We start from the raw sequence: 15,347 nt of genomic DNA, 5'->3' as shown, positions 1-15,347 counted from the left end.
GGTCAGGCTCCTGTCTCGGGGATGGTGAAGGGTCGGAAGGTGCGGGGGCCGTACAGGTCGGCGAGCAGTTCGTCGTACTCGTCGAGCAGATCGGCGGCTTCGGGTCGTTGTGCCGGGATGTCCTGGGTGCACCACGTCGCGAACTCGCGTTGGCGGGTTTCGTTCGGTGCCAGTAGTTCCAGCATCATGCGGTGGAGCATGTGGACGTCCGTCGCCGCGGTCATCGGGAGTCCTCTGTGGACTTCCGATGGGTACTGGACGGAGTTGTCCGTCGCCAGCGGGAGCACACCGTCTTCGACGGCGAAGGACCAGCCTGCGAGGACGATTCCGTGCTGTCCCGGATGGACGAGCACGTTGTCCGCGGTGAGGTGGCCATGGACGACACCCGCGCGGTGCGCGCCCGCCACGGCGCGCAGCAGGCGCCGGTGCATCCAGGCGTAGTCGCGGCCGTCGAGCCCGCCAGGGAAGGCTTTCCCGATATCGGCGAGGGTGACGAAGCCGTCGACGAGCGGATCGAGGACGCTGAACGCGCGGTCGCCCCGCGCCACCGGACCCGAGGTGTCGAGCAGCCGCGGGTAGTAGGGACGCAGCCACCGGTGCCGTTCGGTGAAGCCGTCGAGGGTGCGCAACGCCGCCCACTCGGCGTGGATCAGCGGGTTGAGCGCCGGGTCGCGGACGAGTTTGACCAGATGAGGGCCGGTGGTCCGGTAGGTCGTCGCGACACTGCCCACCGCGTGCGGCTCGGTGAGGGTGTACGCCGAGGTCGCGGTGGTGATCGTCTGGCGCCGGGCGCGTTTCCACTCGTCGTGGAGGTGGTTGAGGGTGGCGGCGGCCCGGTGGGCGCGGTCGTCGCCGGGGTTGCGGTCGGGGTGGAGCACGGCCGCCAGTTCGCGGTAGCGATGGCGGGCGAACAGAGCGGCCGCGTCGACCGTGTTCTCGATCATCGCCACGGCGTCTTCCCTGGTGAGCATAGTTTGAGTCTAGACGACTCTTACTTCGGTCCGCAAGGGGGTGGGTACAAATCCCGTGCCGCTCGGCGGCTGCGGCCAATAGACTGGGCGAGCCGAACAGGGGGTGTTGGTGGTCGTCCGCGAACCGGATCGGAAAGACAGTCAGCGCACGATCGCGAAGATCGTCGTGTTCGCGCTCGGGATCGTCTGGGGAGCCGTCGCGGCCTTCGTCGGACGGTGGACCGTCGAGGGGTTGGCCGGCGTGTACGACGTGCGCGCGGTGATCTCCGAACGGAACTCCACGACCAGCGAAGGACAGCACGGCCCGCGAACCAGCTACGAGGTCCTGGCAATCGGCGAAGACGGCCGCGCGATCGAATTGCCGACACGAGACACGTTCGGCCTCGCCGATCCGGTGGTCGCCCGGCTTTCGTCGGTGACGGACCGGGTTCTGTCCGTGCGCGGGGCCACCGACGTCGTGGAAGCCCACCATCCGTGGGAGAAGATCACGGCGATGTCCCTCGGCTGGGTACTCCTGGTGCTCGCGGCCATCGTGCTGGCCAGGCTGGCGAGACCGGGCATCGCGTGGAAGTCGCTGCCGTTCCTGGCTGGGCTGGCCTTCGCCGCGTTAGTGGTGCTGACGCCGGTCGGGTTCGGCGGGACGGCCTACGGCGAGGTGTCCGACCCTGTCCCGAATTTCTGGGAACTCCGTCGCGACTTATGGGGGCCGCCACCGGTGTTCGCCCGTGGACAGACCGCCGTCTCCGGGGATTCGGCCGTGCGTGTGCTCGACAGCCGGTCCGGGCCGCCTGAGGGAGCCGAGGCGTGGTTGAGTGGATTCCACGTCCTCACCTTGCGGATCGAGGCGTCTCGCTTCGGTGACTCGGCGCTGGAGCTGTCGGCCGACGAACACGGTGAGCCGGAGCGGGTCAAGGACTGCGCCGGCGCTCCCGGCGCTTTCGACGGCACCACGGGTCTCGTCTGTTTCGTGGTCCCGCCCGGATACCGGGCCGAGTACCTCCTCGTCGGCAAACTCGAGCGGGAAGTCCTGCTGAAGCTCCGGTGATCGACGAAAGGACTCCAGTGCCGGAAAACGCGCGGAAACCCGGAGTTCTTACCTCGGCGCTTTCGGCCTTTCTTCCTTTTCTGCTGATCTTCGGTGTCGTCTGGGGCTCCCTCGGTTCCGACATCGGTGAATTGAGCACCGGCGAGGATGTCACGGTCACCGAGATCTCGGGGTGCACCTCGGAGGGATCCGCGGTGAACGGCCAGACCCCCTACTGCTCCGGAAAATGGCGCTTCGCCGACGGTCGTACCGGAGGCGGGCAGATCCTGGGTGAGGAGATCTCGCGGGGTGACACGGTCTTCGCCGGTGACGGATTCGCCTACCGGACGAGATCGCCGTTGATCTGGAAGGTTTCGGCAGGCGGCGCGCTGGGTCTCTTTCTCGTCGGACTGGTGATAGTGGGTGTCGTCCGGTACCGGTTGGACGTTGGCAAGCGGCGTCGCGAGAGCCGAGAGTAAGGCAAAGGGTGGCAGGTTGCGAAAGTGGCTTTCGCAACGTCGGGAGTAGGGTGCGGTAGCGAAGAGGGAGCCGTCATTACCGCCGCTGAAACCCATGGTCGAGATGTGTCGCGAAAGCCACTTTCGCAACGCCTGGGGTCCCGAAAGTGGCTTTCGCGACAGGGGTGCCCCACGGCCGCGAGCGAATCCCCGCGTCCCGGCACCTTTGCCTTACCCCTCAATAGAACGCTCTTTATCACTCACGACCGCCGCGCCGGGTCGCCGCCTTCAACACCGGAGACGCCTACCGCAAGACCCCGATCGTCTGGAGCAATTGAGGCTCAGGAGCGGGTCGCTTCGATCTGGCGCTCGTCCTCGGTCGAGCAACTCGTCACCGGATCGTTCGGCCCGCTCCCGCACGTCCAGGCGCCGATCACCACCGGACCGGGCCCCTGCGGCGAAGCGGCCTCGGCGGGCGTCAGCTTGGTGAAGTAGTCCTTGAGCACCTGAGTCGCTTCGGCGCAGTCGGTCTTCCCGTGTGCGACGACCTTGTTCTTCGCGCCTTGGAGCCCGGCGACCTCGCCGCAGGGCGTCCCGGCGGGCGCCGAGGTGGCGGCGGGGGAGGACGGTGCCGGCGCGGCGGCGGGAGCGGGATCGGCTCCGCAACCGCTCAGCAGGACGACGGCGAAAGCGGCGGGAAGTACGGCGAGGCTCTTCATGGGCCCTTCTTCTCGGGGATGGTTCATTCGACGGGGACGACGGCGGCGAACACGTTCTGATCGCCCTTGCCGCAACTGGTGCCGCCTTGCGCGGCGGGAGCGCCGGAGACGCACAGCCAGCCGTCCACGGTCTCGCTGACGGGTTCGTCGGAGCCCGCGGACTGGCGTCCGGCGATCCTCTGGTGGAACGAGCCGACGATCGCGGTCGCGTCCGCGCAGGAGACCCCGGGCCCGTTGAGCACCTGCAGGGTCAGCCCGCTGGCCGCGGTGACCGTGCCGCACGAACCCTGTACCGGTTCAGCGGGTTTCGGTTTCGTGGTGGGATTCGGGGCAGCGGAGGAACTCGGCGCGGTCTGCGACGGGATCGGCGGGACCGACACGCTGGACACACTCGCGGGGAGCGAGGGCGGTGAGGCCGACATCGCGGTGACAGGCGGTGGCGGATCGTCGCCCGAACAGGCGGCGAGCGTTCCGGCGACGGCGCAGGCCGCGAACAGGCGCCGCCACGTTCCCGTGGTCGTCGAGACGCGCAAGGCGATCCTTTCGTCGGCCGGTCGTGGCCGGCCCATTCTGACCCGGCCGGGCCCGAAGCCGTGGCATTGAGCCACGTTCGATTCGCGGGAGGCTATCGCGCCCCTGGGGCCGCGGTACGCGAGGACCGCTCAATAACTGTCCATTGTGGACGATTAACATGCCGTTCACAGCGCGACAACACCCCACTGTCGTTGCGAACCGATCGGACGAATCCACGCCGGACCCGTTAACGCGCGGCCCCGTTCTGCCGAAAAGAAAGGTAGCGCTCCGGCGTGTCCCAGTCCCCGTCACGAAACTGTGAGAGTGATGAAGACCGACGAACAGACCGACCCCGCGTCACCCCAGGCCACCGCGCCGGCGAGCACGGAGCTGCCACCGACGGCACCGTGCACCGTCGTCTGGTGCGGCGGCCGCCCGTACGTCCTCGAAAGCTCCGCCGGCCACAACCGCTGGGTCGGCACCGACCACCGGGGCAGGCCCGTGGCGCTGACCAGCGCGGACCTGCAACGCCGCGGCTGGACGCACACCCGGGTTTCTTTTTCGGCCGGAGGCCTCGGATGTGCGGAGGCGGGCCGCTGATACGGCTGGTTGAGTGACCGGCTGATGCCGCGGCCCGGCTGCGGAGATCCGAAAGCGCGCTTTGGGAGACGCAGCCTAGGCTGAGCGGGTGAGTACGCCCCCCGAACCGAGCGTGACCAGCGAAGAGCCTTCCCTCTTGCGGCAGGCCCTGAACGTTCCCAACATGCTTTCGATCCTCCGGCTCGCCGGGGTGCCGGTCTTCCTTTGGCTGCTCCTCGGCCCGAAGGAGGACGGCTGGGCGCTCGCGCTGCTCGTGTTCAGCGCGCTCACCGACTGGCTCGACGGCAAACTCGCCCGCTGGCTCAACCAGATGTCCCGGCTCGGCCAGCTGCTCGACCCCGCCGCCGACCGGCTCTACATCCTCGCGACCCTCATCGCGTTCCTGATCCGCGACATCATCCCCTGGTGGCTGGTGGTCCCGCTGATCGTCCGCGAGGCCGTGCTGGGCGTCTGCGTACTGCTGCTCCGGCACCGCGGCTTCGCCCCGCCGGAGGTCACCTACATCGGCAAGGGCGCCACCTTCGTCTTGATGTACGCCTTCCCGTTCCTGCTGCTCACCCAAGGCGGATCCGACATCGCCGCGATCGCCCGGCCGATCGGATACGCCTTCACGGCGTGGGGCGCGGTCCTGTACGTCTATTCAGGCGTGTTGTACGTCGTCCAGACGGTGCGGGCGCTGCGAACGGCCGAACCCGGCGAGTTGCGGGAGGCGGCGGGCGCGTGACCCGGCGGGATGCGAAACTGCGCGCGTCGGTTTCGAGTGAGGGCTTGAGAAAGGGGAGCGGCGTTGTCCACTCCAGAAGAACTGCGGTACACCGAGGAGCACGAGTGGGTCTCCGTGCGCGATGGCGGGCTCGTGCGCGTGGGCATCACGGAGTACGCCCAGGACCAGCTCGGTGACGTGGTGTTCGTCGAACTTCCCGAGGTCGGCAAGCAGGTCGGCTCGGGAGACACGTTCGGCGAGGTCGAGTCGACCAAGAGCGTTTCCGAGCTGTTCGCCCCGCTCGACGGCGAGGTGGTCGCGGTCAACGACGCGGTGACCGAGTCGCCCGAGCTGATCAACAGCGATCCCTACGGCGAGGGCTGGTTGATCGAGCTCCGTCTCGACGACGCGAGCTCGGTGGAATCCCTGCTGGAGGCCGAGGCGTACCAGGCGCTGATCAAGGAATAGCCGCAGGCCGCGGCCCTTCGGGAAGAGTAGGGGGAGCCGCGGGCCGGAGATTCGATCAGGCACGGTACGTTTGACCTCCACACGTTCTTGAGTAGTGGCAACACACATGCGTTAGGAGAGCTCAGGTGAGCACGAACGACGGGCCCGGCGTTCCCCCGGAGCAGTCTCCGGAGCGGACTTCTGTCTTCCGGGCCGACTTCCTGGCCGACGTCGAAGGCACTGAGGCTCCTCCGGCTGCCGAGGCCCCTGTCCAGGGTGTGGACGCGCTGCCCGCGGGTTCCGCCCTGCTGGTCGTCAAGCGGGGCCCGAACGCGGGTTCGCGCTTCCTGCTGGACCGCGACACCACCAGTGCGGGACGGCACCCGGACAGCGACATCTTCCTCGACGACGTCACGGTCTCCCGGCGGCACGCCGAGTTCCGCCGTGAGGGTGGCGAGTTCGTCGTCATCGACGTCGGCAGCCTCAACGGCACCTACGTCAACCGCGAGCCGGTCGACCAGGCCGTCCTCGCCGGTGGCGACGAGGTCCAGATCGGCAAGTTCCGCCTGGTCTTCCTGACCGGCCCGGGTCACGGGGGCCAGGGGGCACGGTGACGGCGGCCGGGCGGCCTGATCGGGATGCGTCGCAGCGCGATGGGTTGAGCATCGGGGCCGTGCTGGCACAGCTGCGCGGCGACTTCCCCGATGTCACCATCTCCAAGATCCGGTTCCTCGAGGCGGAGGGTCTGGTCCAGCCGGGCCGGACCCCGTCGGGGTACCGGCAGTTCGCTCCGGCGGACGTGGAGCGCCTGCGATTCGTCCTGTCCGCCCAGCGGGATCACTACCTCCCGCTGAAGGTCATCAAGGAACAGCTCGACGCGGCGGATCAGGGCGCCGCGCCCTCGGCGGCGCTGCCCAAACCGCCGCGGAAACTCGTTTCACTCGATTCCCCGGGGGAGAACGGCGGACTGCCGTCCCCCGGGGATTTCGAGACCGATCGAGAGATCAGGCTGACCGAGGAAGATCTGCTCCGCCAGGCGGGCATCGACGCCGCCACCCTGGCTGAGCTGCGGCAATACGGTCTCGTCCGCCCAGGTGCGGCGGGGTTCTTCGATCCCGACGCGGTCCTCGTGGCGAAGACCGTGAAAGCGATGACCGAATTCGGTATAGAGCCGAGACATCTGCGTGCCTTCCGGGCCGCGGCCGACCGCGAAGTCGGCCTGCTGGAGCAGATCGTGACCCCGGTGTATCGGCATCGTGACGAGGACGCCCAGGCGAGGGGCGACGAGGTCGTCCGGGAGCTCGCCGCGTTGACCGTGGCGTTGCACACGCTCTTGGTGAAGGCCGGAATACGGGCAGTCACAGGCGGTTGAACGGCTTCAGGGGACCGGGAGCCGTTGTGAGGCCACTTGTCAATGACTGAATGTTCGGCACCCTATGCCGTACCGTGAGAGTTGGTTGGCCACGGGCGAACCGAGAATGTCGGAGACAGCGAGCACAGCGCTCGGAAGACGGGTAGCGTCGGGATTGCCGTCGCTTGATCGTCGAGACAAGCGCTGCAGCCCGTGCGCACGAGAGGGAGGCGAAGCCCGATGAGCGAGATGCGCGTCGTCGGCGTGCGGGTGGAGCTACCCGCGAATCAGCCGATCTTGTTGCTACGGGAAACCGAAGGCGAGCGTTACCTGCCGATCTGGATCGGCTCGGTCGAGGCCACCGCCATCGCCTTGGAGCAGCAGGGAGTCCGCCCGGCCCGCCCGCTCACCCATGACCTGCTCAAGGAGGTCATCGGGGCGCTGGGCCGTGAACTGGAGCAGGTCGTCATCACCGACTTGAAGGAAGGCACGTTCTTCGCGGAACTGGTCTTCGACGGGGACATCCGGGTTTCCGCGCGACCGAGCGATTCGGTGGCGCTGGCGCTGCGGGTGGGGGTCCCGATCCACGCCGTCGACGCGGTGCTGGAGGAAGCGGGCCTCATCATCCCCGACGAGCAGGAGGACGAGGTCGAGAAGTTCCGCGAGTTCCTCGACTCGGTCTCGCCGGAGGACTTCCGCGGCGCGGACACCTGAGCACATCCTGGATCTCGTACGAAGGGGCGGCGCCGGTGGCGCCGCCCCTTCGTCGTACGGCCGCCCTTCATGACATCCCGCCGAGGTGGCTCAGGCCGCGGTCGCCTTGACGAACAGGTCCGCCAGCTCCCGCCCGTACCGCTCCAGGTCCAGCTTCCGGTCCGCCGCGAACTTCGCCGCGACACCGTCGATGGCCTGCGCGATCGACAGCGCCATCACGTCCGGCGCGAACTCGCCGAAAGCGCCTTCCTGCTGTCCCTGCCGCAGCTGGCGTTCGAGCCGGCCGGTCCGGAACTCCTCGACGAGCGGCGCCGACATGAACCAGCCCTCGGCGTCCGAGCCGCTCGAAGCCATCTCGACCATGACCCGCACCAGTTCCGGGTACGAGCCGAGGAACGCGATCTCCGACTCGATGTAACCGCGCAGCAGCCCGGCCCGGTCGGTCGTGCCCTGGATCCGTTCCTCGAGGAACTTGTCCTTCATCCCGGTCGCGGTGGTGACCACGGCCTGCATCAGACCAGCCTTGTTGGTGAAGTGGTACGAGATGATCCGGGTGCTGGACAGCCCGGCGCGCTCCTTGATCTTCGCGAACGACGTCTTGTGGTAGCCGAGGTCGGAGATCGTCGCGATCGTGGCCCCGATGATCTGGGCCCGCCGGGCCGCCTCGGTGACCGAGAGCCCCAGCTCCGCCTGAACCTCTTGCATGGCACTTTGGGTGGAGGGATTTACTTGCATGAGTAAAAATTAACACGATCGAGTAAAAGTGGCAACTGTGCGGCCGAACGGGGGACCGTGCTCGACAAGCCTCAAGAAGAGCTTGAGGCCGACCGCGCGTCGCGTTGACCGGTTTGCCGGACGCGCTTACCGTCAATGAGGGTGAATCGCCAAGGTGTGATTCGGATGTCTGGGGCATTCGTCTTGACGAGGAACTCCGGTGCGGGCTCACGTGGGTCCGCGCGGCTTTGTTCGCCGGCCGCCAGGTCGGGCGAGGGGAGGCATGGCGTGGTCGAGGCTGGTAGCCCTCAAGAGCCGCTCGTTCCGGTCGCTGACGGCGAGCAGGGCGAGCTGTTCCCCGACTCTTCCCTCCCGGACGAACTCGTCGGTTACCGCGGTCCCGCAGCCTGCCAGATCGCCGGGATCACGTACCGGCAGCTCGACTACTGGGCCAGGACGAAGCTGGTCGCGCCGAGTATCCGCACGGCGCACGGTTCCGGTTCGCAGCGGCTCTACTCGTTCAAGGACATCCTCGTCCTGAAGGTCGTGAAGCGGCTGCTGGACACCGGCGTCTCGCTGCAGAACATCCGCGTCGCCGTCGACCACCTGCGCCTGCGCGGTGTCCGCGACCTCGCCAGGGTCACCCTGTTCTCCGACGGCACCACCGTCTACGAGTGCACCTCGCCCGAAGAGATCGTCGATTTACTCCAGGGCGGGCAGGGTGTCTTCGGGATCGCGGTCAGCGGTGCGATGCAGGAGATCAGCGGCACCATCCACGAGTTCCAGGCCGAACGCGCCGACGGCGGCGTGATCGAAACGGTCACGCCGGACGAGCTCACGCAGCGCCGTAACGCACGTCGCACCGGCTGATCATGAAGCTGTGCGGGCGGCAGGGTAGGCTCACTTCCGCGGTCGACGAATCCGCGCGGGAGAGACCGAGCCGATAACCGTTGAGCTCGGCGCCGAAGGAGCAAGTCCTCCCCGGAACCTCTCAGGCACCCTGGACCGCGCGGAAGAGACGCCTCTGGAAAGTGGTTCGCCAGGTCACAGCCTGGCGGCCCCGCCGACGGTGCAAGCCCGGCTCAACACTCGGGCGAAACTCTCAGGCGCTCCCTCGGGGGTACGGACAGAGTGGGGAGGGCCAGGACAATCCGTCCCGGCCCCACCCCCGCGTCTTGGGAGGTCCCCGTTGGAGCCCGTTTCACTGGCCGCTCTCGAATCCGGAACCCCCTTCGCGGGCCGGCACATCGGTCCCGGCACCGAAGAGCTCGCGCGCATCCTCGACGTCGTCGGCGTCGCCTCGCTGGACGAGCTCGCCGAGCGGGCCGTTCCCACGTCACTGCGGGAATCCGCGACACCGCTGGAGCTTCCGCCGCCCGCCACCGAGACCGGCGCGCTCGCCGAACTCCGCGCACTGGCCGCGCGCAACCGGCCGATGGTCCAGATGATCGGCCTCGGCTACCACGACACCGTGACCCCGCCGGTGATCCGCCGGAACGTGCTGGAGAGCCCGGCCTGGTACACCGCGTACACGCCATATCAGCCGGAGATCTCGCAGGGCCGCCTCGAAGCGCTGCTCAACTTCCAGACCATGGTGGCCGATCTGACCGGCCTGCCGATCGCCAACGCGTCGATGCTCGACGAGGCGACCGCCGCGGCGGAGGCGATGACGCTGGTCCGCCGGGCGGGAAAGGCGAAGTCGGCCCGCTTCGTCGTCGACGAGGACACCCTTCCGCAGACGATCGAGGTCCTGCGTACCCGCGCCGAACCGCTCGGCATCGAGCTGGTGACCGCGGATCTGTCCCAAGGCATCACCGGACTGGGGCTCGGCGGCGACTTCTTCGGCGTGCTGCTGTCCTATCCGGGCGCGTCGGGCGTCGTCCGCGAATGGGACCACTCCATCGCCGAGGCCAAGGCACTGGGCGCGGCGGTGGTGATGGCCGCGGATCCGCTGGCACTGACGCTGCTGCGGTCGCCCGGTGAGCTCGGCGCCGACGTCGCGATCGGGTCCACACAGCGATTCGGCGTCCCGATGGGCTTCGGCGGGCCGCACGCGGCGTACCTCGCCGTCCGGAAAGGACTCGAACGGCAGCTGCCCGGCAGGCTGGTCGGGGTGTCGAAGGATGCCGACGGCGCGCCCGCGTACCGGCTCGCGTTGCAGACCCGCGAGCAGCACATCCGCCGCGAGAAGGCGACGAGCAACATCTGCACCGCCCAGGTGCTGCTGGCGGTGATCGCGTCGATGTACGCGGTGTACCACGGTCCCGAAGGCCTGCGCGCCATCGCGAACCGCGCGCACCGGATGGCCACCGTGCTCGCGGCGGGACTCGCCGAAAGCGGTGCCGACGTCGTGCACTGCGAGTTCTTCGACACCGTCATGGTCGCCGTCCCCGGCCGCGCGACCGGGATCGTCGCCACCGCCAGGGAACTCGGGGTCAACCTGCGGCTCGTGGACGCGGACCACGTCGCCATCGCCTGCGACGAAACGACGACCCGTGAGCACCTTTCCCTGGTGTGGAAGGCGTTCGGGGTCGCGGTGTCCGATGTGGACTCACTCGACGCGGACACCGCGGACGGGTTTCCGCCGGATCTGCGCCGCACCAGTGCGTACCTGACGCATCCGGTCTTCCACGCGCACCGCTCGGAGACGGCGCTGCTCCGGTACCTGAGGGCATTGTCCGACAAGGACGTCGCGCTCGACCGCAGCATGATCCCGCTCGGCTCCTGCACGATGAAACTCAATGCCACGGCCGAGATGGAGCCGATCACCTGGCCCGAGTTCGCCGGTCTGCACCCGTTCGCGCCCGCCGAGGACGCGGCAGGGCTGCTCACCGTCGTGAAGGATCTGGAGCGGTGGCTCGCCGGCATCACCGGCTACGACGCGGTCTCCCTGCAACCGAACGCGGGAAGCCAGGGCGAGTTCGCCGGGCTGCTGGCGATCCGCGCCTATCATCGCGAACGCGGGAACGCGGCGCGTGACGTCTGCCTGATCCCGTCCAGCGCGCACGGGACGAACGCGGCCAGCGCGGTCATGGCGGGAATGCGCGTGGTCGTGGTGAAATGCGACGACGAGGGCAACATCGACCTCGGCCACCTCAGGTCCACTGTGGACGAGCACGCGGACGACCTCGCCGCGATCATGATCACCTATCCCTCGACGCACGGTGTCTACGAGGACACCGTCCGCGAGGTCTGCGCGCTGGTGCACGACGCGGGCGGCCAGGTGTACGTCGACGGCGCGAACCTGAACGCGCTCATCGGGGTGGCGCAGTACGGGAAGTTCGGTGCCGACGTCTCCCATCTCAACCTGCACAAGACCTTCTGCATCCCGCACGGTGGCGGCGGACCGGGCATCGGGCCGATCGGCGTCCGCGCGCATCTGGCGCCGTACCTGCCGAACCACCCGCTGCAACCGGAGGCAGGCCCGGCCACCGGTGTGGGCCCGATCAGCGCCGCGCCGTGGGGGAGCGCGTCGATCCTGCCGATCTCCTGGGCCTACGTCCGGATGATGGGCGCCGACGGCCTGCGGCGCGCGACCCTGACGGCGGTCGCGAACGCGAACTACGTCGCCAAACGTCTCGCCGGGCACTATCCGGTGCTGTACTCCGGGCACGAGGGACTCGTGGCGCACGAATGCATCCTCGATCTCCGCGCGATCACCAAACGGACCGGCGTCACGGTCGACGACGTCGCCAAGCGGCTGGCCGACTACGGCCTCCACGCGCCGACGATGTCGTTCCCGGTCGCGGGAACGCTCATGGTCGAGCCCACCGAGAGCGAGGACCTCGGCGAACTCGACCGGTTCTGCGACGCGATGATCGCGATCCGCGGCGAGATCGAGAAGGTCGCCGCGGGGGAGTGGCCGGTGGCCGAAAGCCCGCTGCGCAACGCCCCGCACACCGCACGCTGTCTCGCGGGTGAGTGGGATCGCCCGTACAGCAGGGAGATCGCGGTCTTCCCCGCCGGTTTCACCGCCGCGAAGATCTGGCCTCCGGTGCGGCGGATCGACGGGGCCGCGGGCGACCGCAACCTCGTCTGCTCCTGCCCGCCACCGGAGGCCTTCGCCTGAGCCTTAACCGGGCATCTTGTCGAGAAAGCCCAGCACCTGCTTGATCCGCCCGTCCTCGACGGTGATGACGTCGAAGCCGATCGCGAGCGGCTCTTCGGCGCCTTCCGGCGCGAGGTACCACTGGAACCGCGCGATGTCGTGGTGCGCGTCGGGAGCGGCCGGCAGGCTGAACCTCAGACCGGCGAACTGGGCCTGCGCGCCGGCGATGAAGCCGTCGACACCGTCGTGGCCGGTGACGGCGCCGAGCGGGTCGGTGTAGGTGGTGTCCTCGGTGAACACTTCGGCGATGAGCGCGCGGCGTTCGTCCGCGTCGGTCTCGTTCCACACGGCGATGTACTGCTCGGCGACGCGCTGGATGTCCGACATGGTGTCTCCTCGTTTTCTTGGGGGCTGACCGATGCCACAAGCCTGGCGGCTGAGGGTGGGGCCCGTCGATTACGCGGGAGGTAATGGCGGCCCGTCATCCGTGGCCGTAGGTTCGTGATCGTGACGACCACAGTGACCGTGAGCCGTGCGGGCCGCCCCGTCGGCGAACTCCTCCGCGAATGGCGCGACCGCCGCCGGATCAGCCAGCTGGATCTCGCCATCTCGGCGGACATCTCCACCCGGCACCTGAGCTTCGTGGAGACCGGCCGCTCCAAACCCAGCCGCGACATGGTGCTGCGGCTCGGCGAACATCTGGAGGTGCCCTTGCGGGAACGCAATCAGCTGTTGCTGGCCGCGGGATACGCGCCCGCGTACGCCGAAAGCGGTCTCGGCGCCCCGGAAATGGCGGCGGTCCGCAAGGCGGTCCGGCAGCTGATGACCAGCCACGAGCCGTATCCGGCCGCCGTCGCCGACCGCTGGTGGAATCTGGTCGACGCCAACGCGAGCATCTCGATCATGACCGGCCTGGTCTCGCCCGCCCTGATGACGCCACCGGTCAACGTCCTGCGGGTGACGCTGCATCCGGACGGGATGGCGCCGCATGTGCTGAACCTGGGGGAGTGGCGCGCTCATCTGCTGGGCAGGCTGCGGCGTCAGGTGACCCAGACGGCTGATCCGGTCCTGACCGATCTCCTCGAGGAACTGCTCACCTATCCGTGCGCGGATCCCGTCCCCGAAGTGGAGGTCCCCGGACCGGGCGACATCTTCGTCCCGTTGCGGCTACGGCACGAGGACACCGAACTCACCTTCTTCAGCACGGTCTCCACATTCGGGACACCGTTGGACATCACGGTCGCCGAGCTGGTGATCGAATCCTTCTTCCCCGCCGACGCGGACACGGCGGAGTATCTGCGCGCGTACGCCGCGCGCGGGGTGGAATGATGCGGGGCAAGAAGTCCCGCCGCAGACCCCAGTGAGGATTCCCCTTCCATGGCCGTGCCTTCCGTCGTCCTGAACAACGAGGTAGCCATCCCCCAACTCGGTTTCGGCGTCTGGCAGGTACCCGCCGGCGACACGGCCAAGGTCGTCCGGACCGCCATCGAAGCCGGGTACCGCAGCATCGACACCGCCGCGTCGTATGGGAACGAAGCCGGTGTCGGCGACGCGATCCGCTCCGCCGGTGTGCCGCGCGACGAACTGTTCATCACCACGAAGCTGCCGAATCCGGGCCACGGCTACGACGAGGCGCTCCGGGCGTTCGACGCGAGTCTCGCGGAGCTCGGCCTGGACCACGTCGACCTGTACCTGATCCACTGGCCGATGCCGACCCGCGGGAAGTACGTCGAAACGTGGCGGGCGCTGGAAAAGCTGTACGCGGACGGCCGGACACGGGCCATCGGGGTGTCGAACTTCCACGTCCCGCATCTGCGGCGGCTGTTGGACGAGACCGGGATCGTGCCCGCGGTCAACCAGGTCGAGCTGCACCCCAAGCTCCAGCAGAAGCCACTGCGGGAATTCCACGCCGAGCACGGCATCGTCACCGAGGCGTGGAGCCCGCTCGCGCAGGGGTCGCTGCTCTCGGACCCGACACTGACCGCCCTCGCGGCCAAATACGGCAAGAGCCCGGCGCAGCTGGTGCTGCGCTGGCATCTCCAGCTCGGCACGGTGGCCATCCCGAAATCCGTGACCCCGTCCCGGATCCGCGAGAACTTCGCCGTCTTCGACTTCGAACTGGCCGAGGACGACCTCGCGGCCCTCGCCGAGTTCGACGACGGCACCCGCACCGGCCCCGACCCGGACACGTTCGGCTCGTGAGTGCGGCGTCCGGTCACGCGAGTTACGTGCCTGATCACGCGAGTCACACCTTCGCCCCAGGCCGGGCTGTACCACTCACGAGACTCGAGATACGGGAAAGGCCCCTTCCCGAGCGGTGAAGGGGCCTTTCCCGTAAGTCCGAAGGCTCAGGTGGCCTTGATACCCGCGGCGGCGAAGTCGGCCTGCTGGGCGGGCTGCTGGAGGAATTGCCGGAACGTCTGCGAGGCGCGCATCTGGACCTCGTCGATGTTCTTCCCGGCGAGCCCGACGAGGGGGTAGTCGGCCGAACGCGCCGTGGCGACGGACTGGGCGGGCGAACCGACCAGTTCGGGCTTGGCGGTGTTCAGCTCGGTCACCCAGTAGGTGGACTCGGGGATCCAGGCGGCGGGGAGCCCGCCGATCGCGTCCAGGTTCGTCCGTCCGACGAGGCCGTCGAGCACGGACGCGGAGGACAGCGCGTCGATCTGGATGATCACACAGTGGTCGCGGACCACGGTCGCGGCGTTGTTCCACCGCTCGGCCGCCGCCCGGACCGGCTTCTCGATGCTGGGGGTGACGATGACCCGCATCGGGGTGTCGCCGGCGCTGCAGGCCTTGGCCTGGGCTTCGGCGCGGGTGTTGAGCTCCCCGTCCGCCCAGTTCCAGCCGAAGACGCCGATCGCGACCAGGACCAGGAGGACCAGGCAGGCGATGGGCCACTTGGCGATCCGTCGTCGCGGGGCCTTCTTCCCGACGATCCGGTGCGAACCGGTCGCCTCACCGCGACCCTGCGGCAGCTTCGGGTCGAGGGGATGCGGCACCGGCTCTTCGGCCACGCTGTGTCGCCCCATCGTTGTCCTTTCGAAACGTGCGCGCTCGCGCTGCGTATGCAATCAAACCGTTA

At 68.4% G+C, this 15,347-nt stretch carries 18 protein-coding genes and 1 riboswitch; of the genes, 12 read left to right on the top strand and 6 right to left on the bottom strand.

The genetic code is table 11. From position 1 onward, the window contains the following. Positions 1-2: 2 nt before the first annotated feature. The gene (locus tag ACLJO0_RS18155; RefSeq protein ID WP_410579656.1) at positions 3-971 is read right to left on the bottom strand and encodes an adenylate cyclase; all 969 of its coding nucleotides are present in this window, start codon (positions 969-971) and stop codon (positions 3-5) included. Positions 972-1,080: 109 nt separating this feature from the next. On the opposite strand from ACLJO0_RS18155, the gene ACLJO0_RS18150 reads away from it, so the two are divergent. Beyond that, positions 1,081-2,016, top strand: a complete 936-nt coding sequence (locus tag ACLJO0_RS18150) for a hypothetical protein (RefSeq protein ID WP_410579655.1) — start codon at positions 1,081-1,083, stop codon at positions 2,014-2,016. A 17-nt stretch (positions 2,017-2,033) separates the two neighbouring features. Beyond that, positions 2,034-2,474, top strand: a complete 441-nt coding sequence (locus tag ACLJO0_RS18145) for a hypothetical protein (protein WP_410579654.1) — start codon at positions 2,034-2,036, stop codon at positions 2,472-2,474. A gap of 320 nt (positions 2,475-2,794) precedes the next feature. Here ACLJO0_RS18145 and ACLJO0_RS18140 read toward each other — a convergent pair whose 3' ends face one another. Then, positions 2,795-3,172: a hypothetical protein gene (locus tag ACLJO0_RS18140; protein ID WP_125794189.1), complete on the bottom strand. Its 378-nt coding sequence runs from the start codon at positions 3,170-3,172 to the stop codon at positions 2,795-2,797. A 23-nt stretch (positions 3,173-3,195) separates the two neighbouring features. Next, positions 3,196-3,705 carry a hypothetical protein gene (locus ACLJO0_RS18135; RefSeq protein WP_410579653.1) on the bottom strand — a complete coding sequence of 170 codons (510 nt, stop codon included), beginning with the start codon at positions 3,703-3,705 and terminating at the stop codon, positions 3,196-3,198. A gap of 307 nt (positions 3,706-4,012) precedes the next feature. Here ACLJO0_RS18135 and ACLJO0_RS18130 point away from each other — a divergent pair, with 307 nt between their 5' ends. The 6 genes from ACLJO0_RS18130 to ACLJO0_RS18105 all read left to right on the top strand — a co-directional run bounded on the left by ACLJO0_RS18130 (position 4,013) and on the right by ACLJO0_RS18105 (position 7,500). Beyond that, positions 4,013-4,285 carry a hypothetical protein gene (locus tag ACLJO0_RS18130; RefSeq protein ID WP_410579652.1) on the top strand — a complete coding sequence of 91 codons (273 nt, stop codon included), beginning with the start codon at positions 4,013-4,015 and terminating at the stop codon, positions 4,283-4,285. An 88-nt stretch (positions 4,286-4,373) separates the two neighbouring features. Next, positions 4,374-5,009, top strand: coding sequence for a CDP-alcohol phosphatidyltransferase family protein (locus tag ACLJO0_RS18125; RefSeq protein WP_410579651.1), 636 nt, complete (start codon positions 4,374-4,376; stop codon positions 5,007-5,009). Positions 5,010-5,072: 63 nt separating this feature from the next. Continuing rightward, a complete protein-coding gene (gene gcvH / locus ACLJO0_RS18120; RefSeq protein WP_125784149.1) occupies positions 5,073-5,456 on the top strand; it encodes a glycine cleavage system protein GcvH in 384 nt (127 codons plus the stop codon). Between the two features lie 125 nt (positions 5,457-5,581). Continuing rightward, entirely contained in the window at positions 5,582-6,049 is a 468-nt protein-coding gene (gene garA, locus ACLJO0_RS18115; protein ID WP_005150023.1) for a glycogen accumulation regulator GarA, read from the top strand. Continuing rightward, positions 6,046-6,807: a MerR family transcriptional regulator gene (locus ACLJO0_RS18110; RefSeq protein ID WP_199748990.1), complete on the top strand. Its 762-nt coding sequence runs from the start codon at positions 6,046-6,048 to the stop codon at positions 6,805-6,807. Before garA ends, ACLJO0_RS18110 begins: the two co-directional genes overlap by 4 nt. Positions 6,808-7,026: 219 nt before the next feature. Then, complete coding sequence (locus tag ACLJO0_RS18105; protein WP_005150031.1) at positions 7,027-7,500, top strand: bifunctional nuclease family protein; 474 nt, start codon at positions 7,027-7,029, stop codon at positions 7,498-7,500. A gap of 90 nt (positions 7,501-7,590) precedes the next feature. Here the strand turns inward: ACLJO0_RS18105 and ACLJO0_RS18100 are convergent, their stop codons facing one another. After that, positions 7,591-8,205, bottom strand: coding sequence for a TetR/AcrR family transcriptional regulator (locus ACLJO0_RS18100; RefSeq protein WP_410579650.1), 615 nt, complete (start codon positions 8,203-8,205; stop codon positions 7,591-7,593). Positions 8,206-8,502: 297 nt separating this feature from the next. Between ACLJO0_RS18100 and ACLJO0_RS18095 the strand changes: the two genes are divergently transcribed. Then, a complete protein-coding gene (locus ACLJO0_RS18095) occupies positions 8,503-9,084 on the top strand; it encodes a MerR family transcriptional regulator (protein ID WP_125794182.1) in 582 nt (193 codons plus the stop codon). A gap of 46 nt (positions 9,085-9,130) precedes the next feature. After that, a riboswitch (glycine riboswitch) is annotated at positions 9,131-9,232 on the top strand. A 171-nt stretch (positions 9,233-9,403) separates the two neighbouring features. Next, complete coding sequence (gcvP, locus tag ACLJO0_RS18090; RefSeq protein ID WP_410579649.1) at positions 9,404-12,283, top strand: aminomethyl-transferring glycine dehydrogenase; 2,880 nt, start codon at positions 9,404-9,406, stop codon at positions 12,281-12,283. 3 nt (positions 12,284-12,286) lie between these two features. Here the strand turns inward: gcvP and ACLJO0_RS18085 are convergent, their stop codons facing one another. Continuing rightward, on the bottom strand, positions 12,287-12,649 hold the full coding sequence (locus ACLJO0_RS18085) for a nuclear transport factor 2 family protein (protein WP_410579648.1): 363 nt from the start codon (positions 12,647-12,649) through the stop codon (positions 12,287-12,289). Positions 12,650-12,763: 114 nt separating this feature from the next. Here ACLJO0_RS18085 and ACLJO0_RS18080 point away from each other — a divergent pair, with 114 nt between their 5' ends. Both ACLJO0_RS18080 and ACLJO0_RS18075 read left to right on the top strand, forming a co-directional pair. Beyond that, positions 12,764-13,591, top strand: coding sequence for a helix-turn-helix domain-containing protein (locus ACLJO0_RS18080; protein WP_410579647.1), 828 nt, complete (start codon positions 12,764-12,766; stop codon positions 13,589-13,591). Between the two features lie 48 nt (positions 13,592-13,639). Next, positions 13,640-14,464 carry an aldo/keto reductase gene (locus tag ACLJO0_RS18075; RefSeq protein WP_410579646.1) on the top strand — a complete coding sequence of 275 codons (825 nt, stop codon included), beginning with the start codon at positions 13,640-13,642 and terminating at the stop codon, positions 14,462-14,464. Positions 14,465-14,610: 146 nt separating this feature from the next. Here ACLJO0_RS18075 and ACLJO0_RS18070 read toward each other — a convergent pair whose 3' ends face one another. Then, positions 14,611-15,294, bottom strand: coding sequence for a hypothetical protein (locus ACLJO0_RS18070; protein WP_233611602.1), 684 nt, complete (start codon positions 15,292-15,294; stop codon positions 14,611-14,613). Positions 15,295-15,347: the final 53 nt, after the last annotated feature.

It is taken from the genome of Amycolatopsis sp. lyj-108 (genome assembly GCF_046549005.1).
GTDB lineage: Bacteria > Actinomycetota > Actinomycetes > Mycobacteriales > Pseudonocardiaceae > Amycolatopsis.
This window is presented reverse-complemented; position numbering and strand designations above follow the sequence as displayed.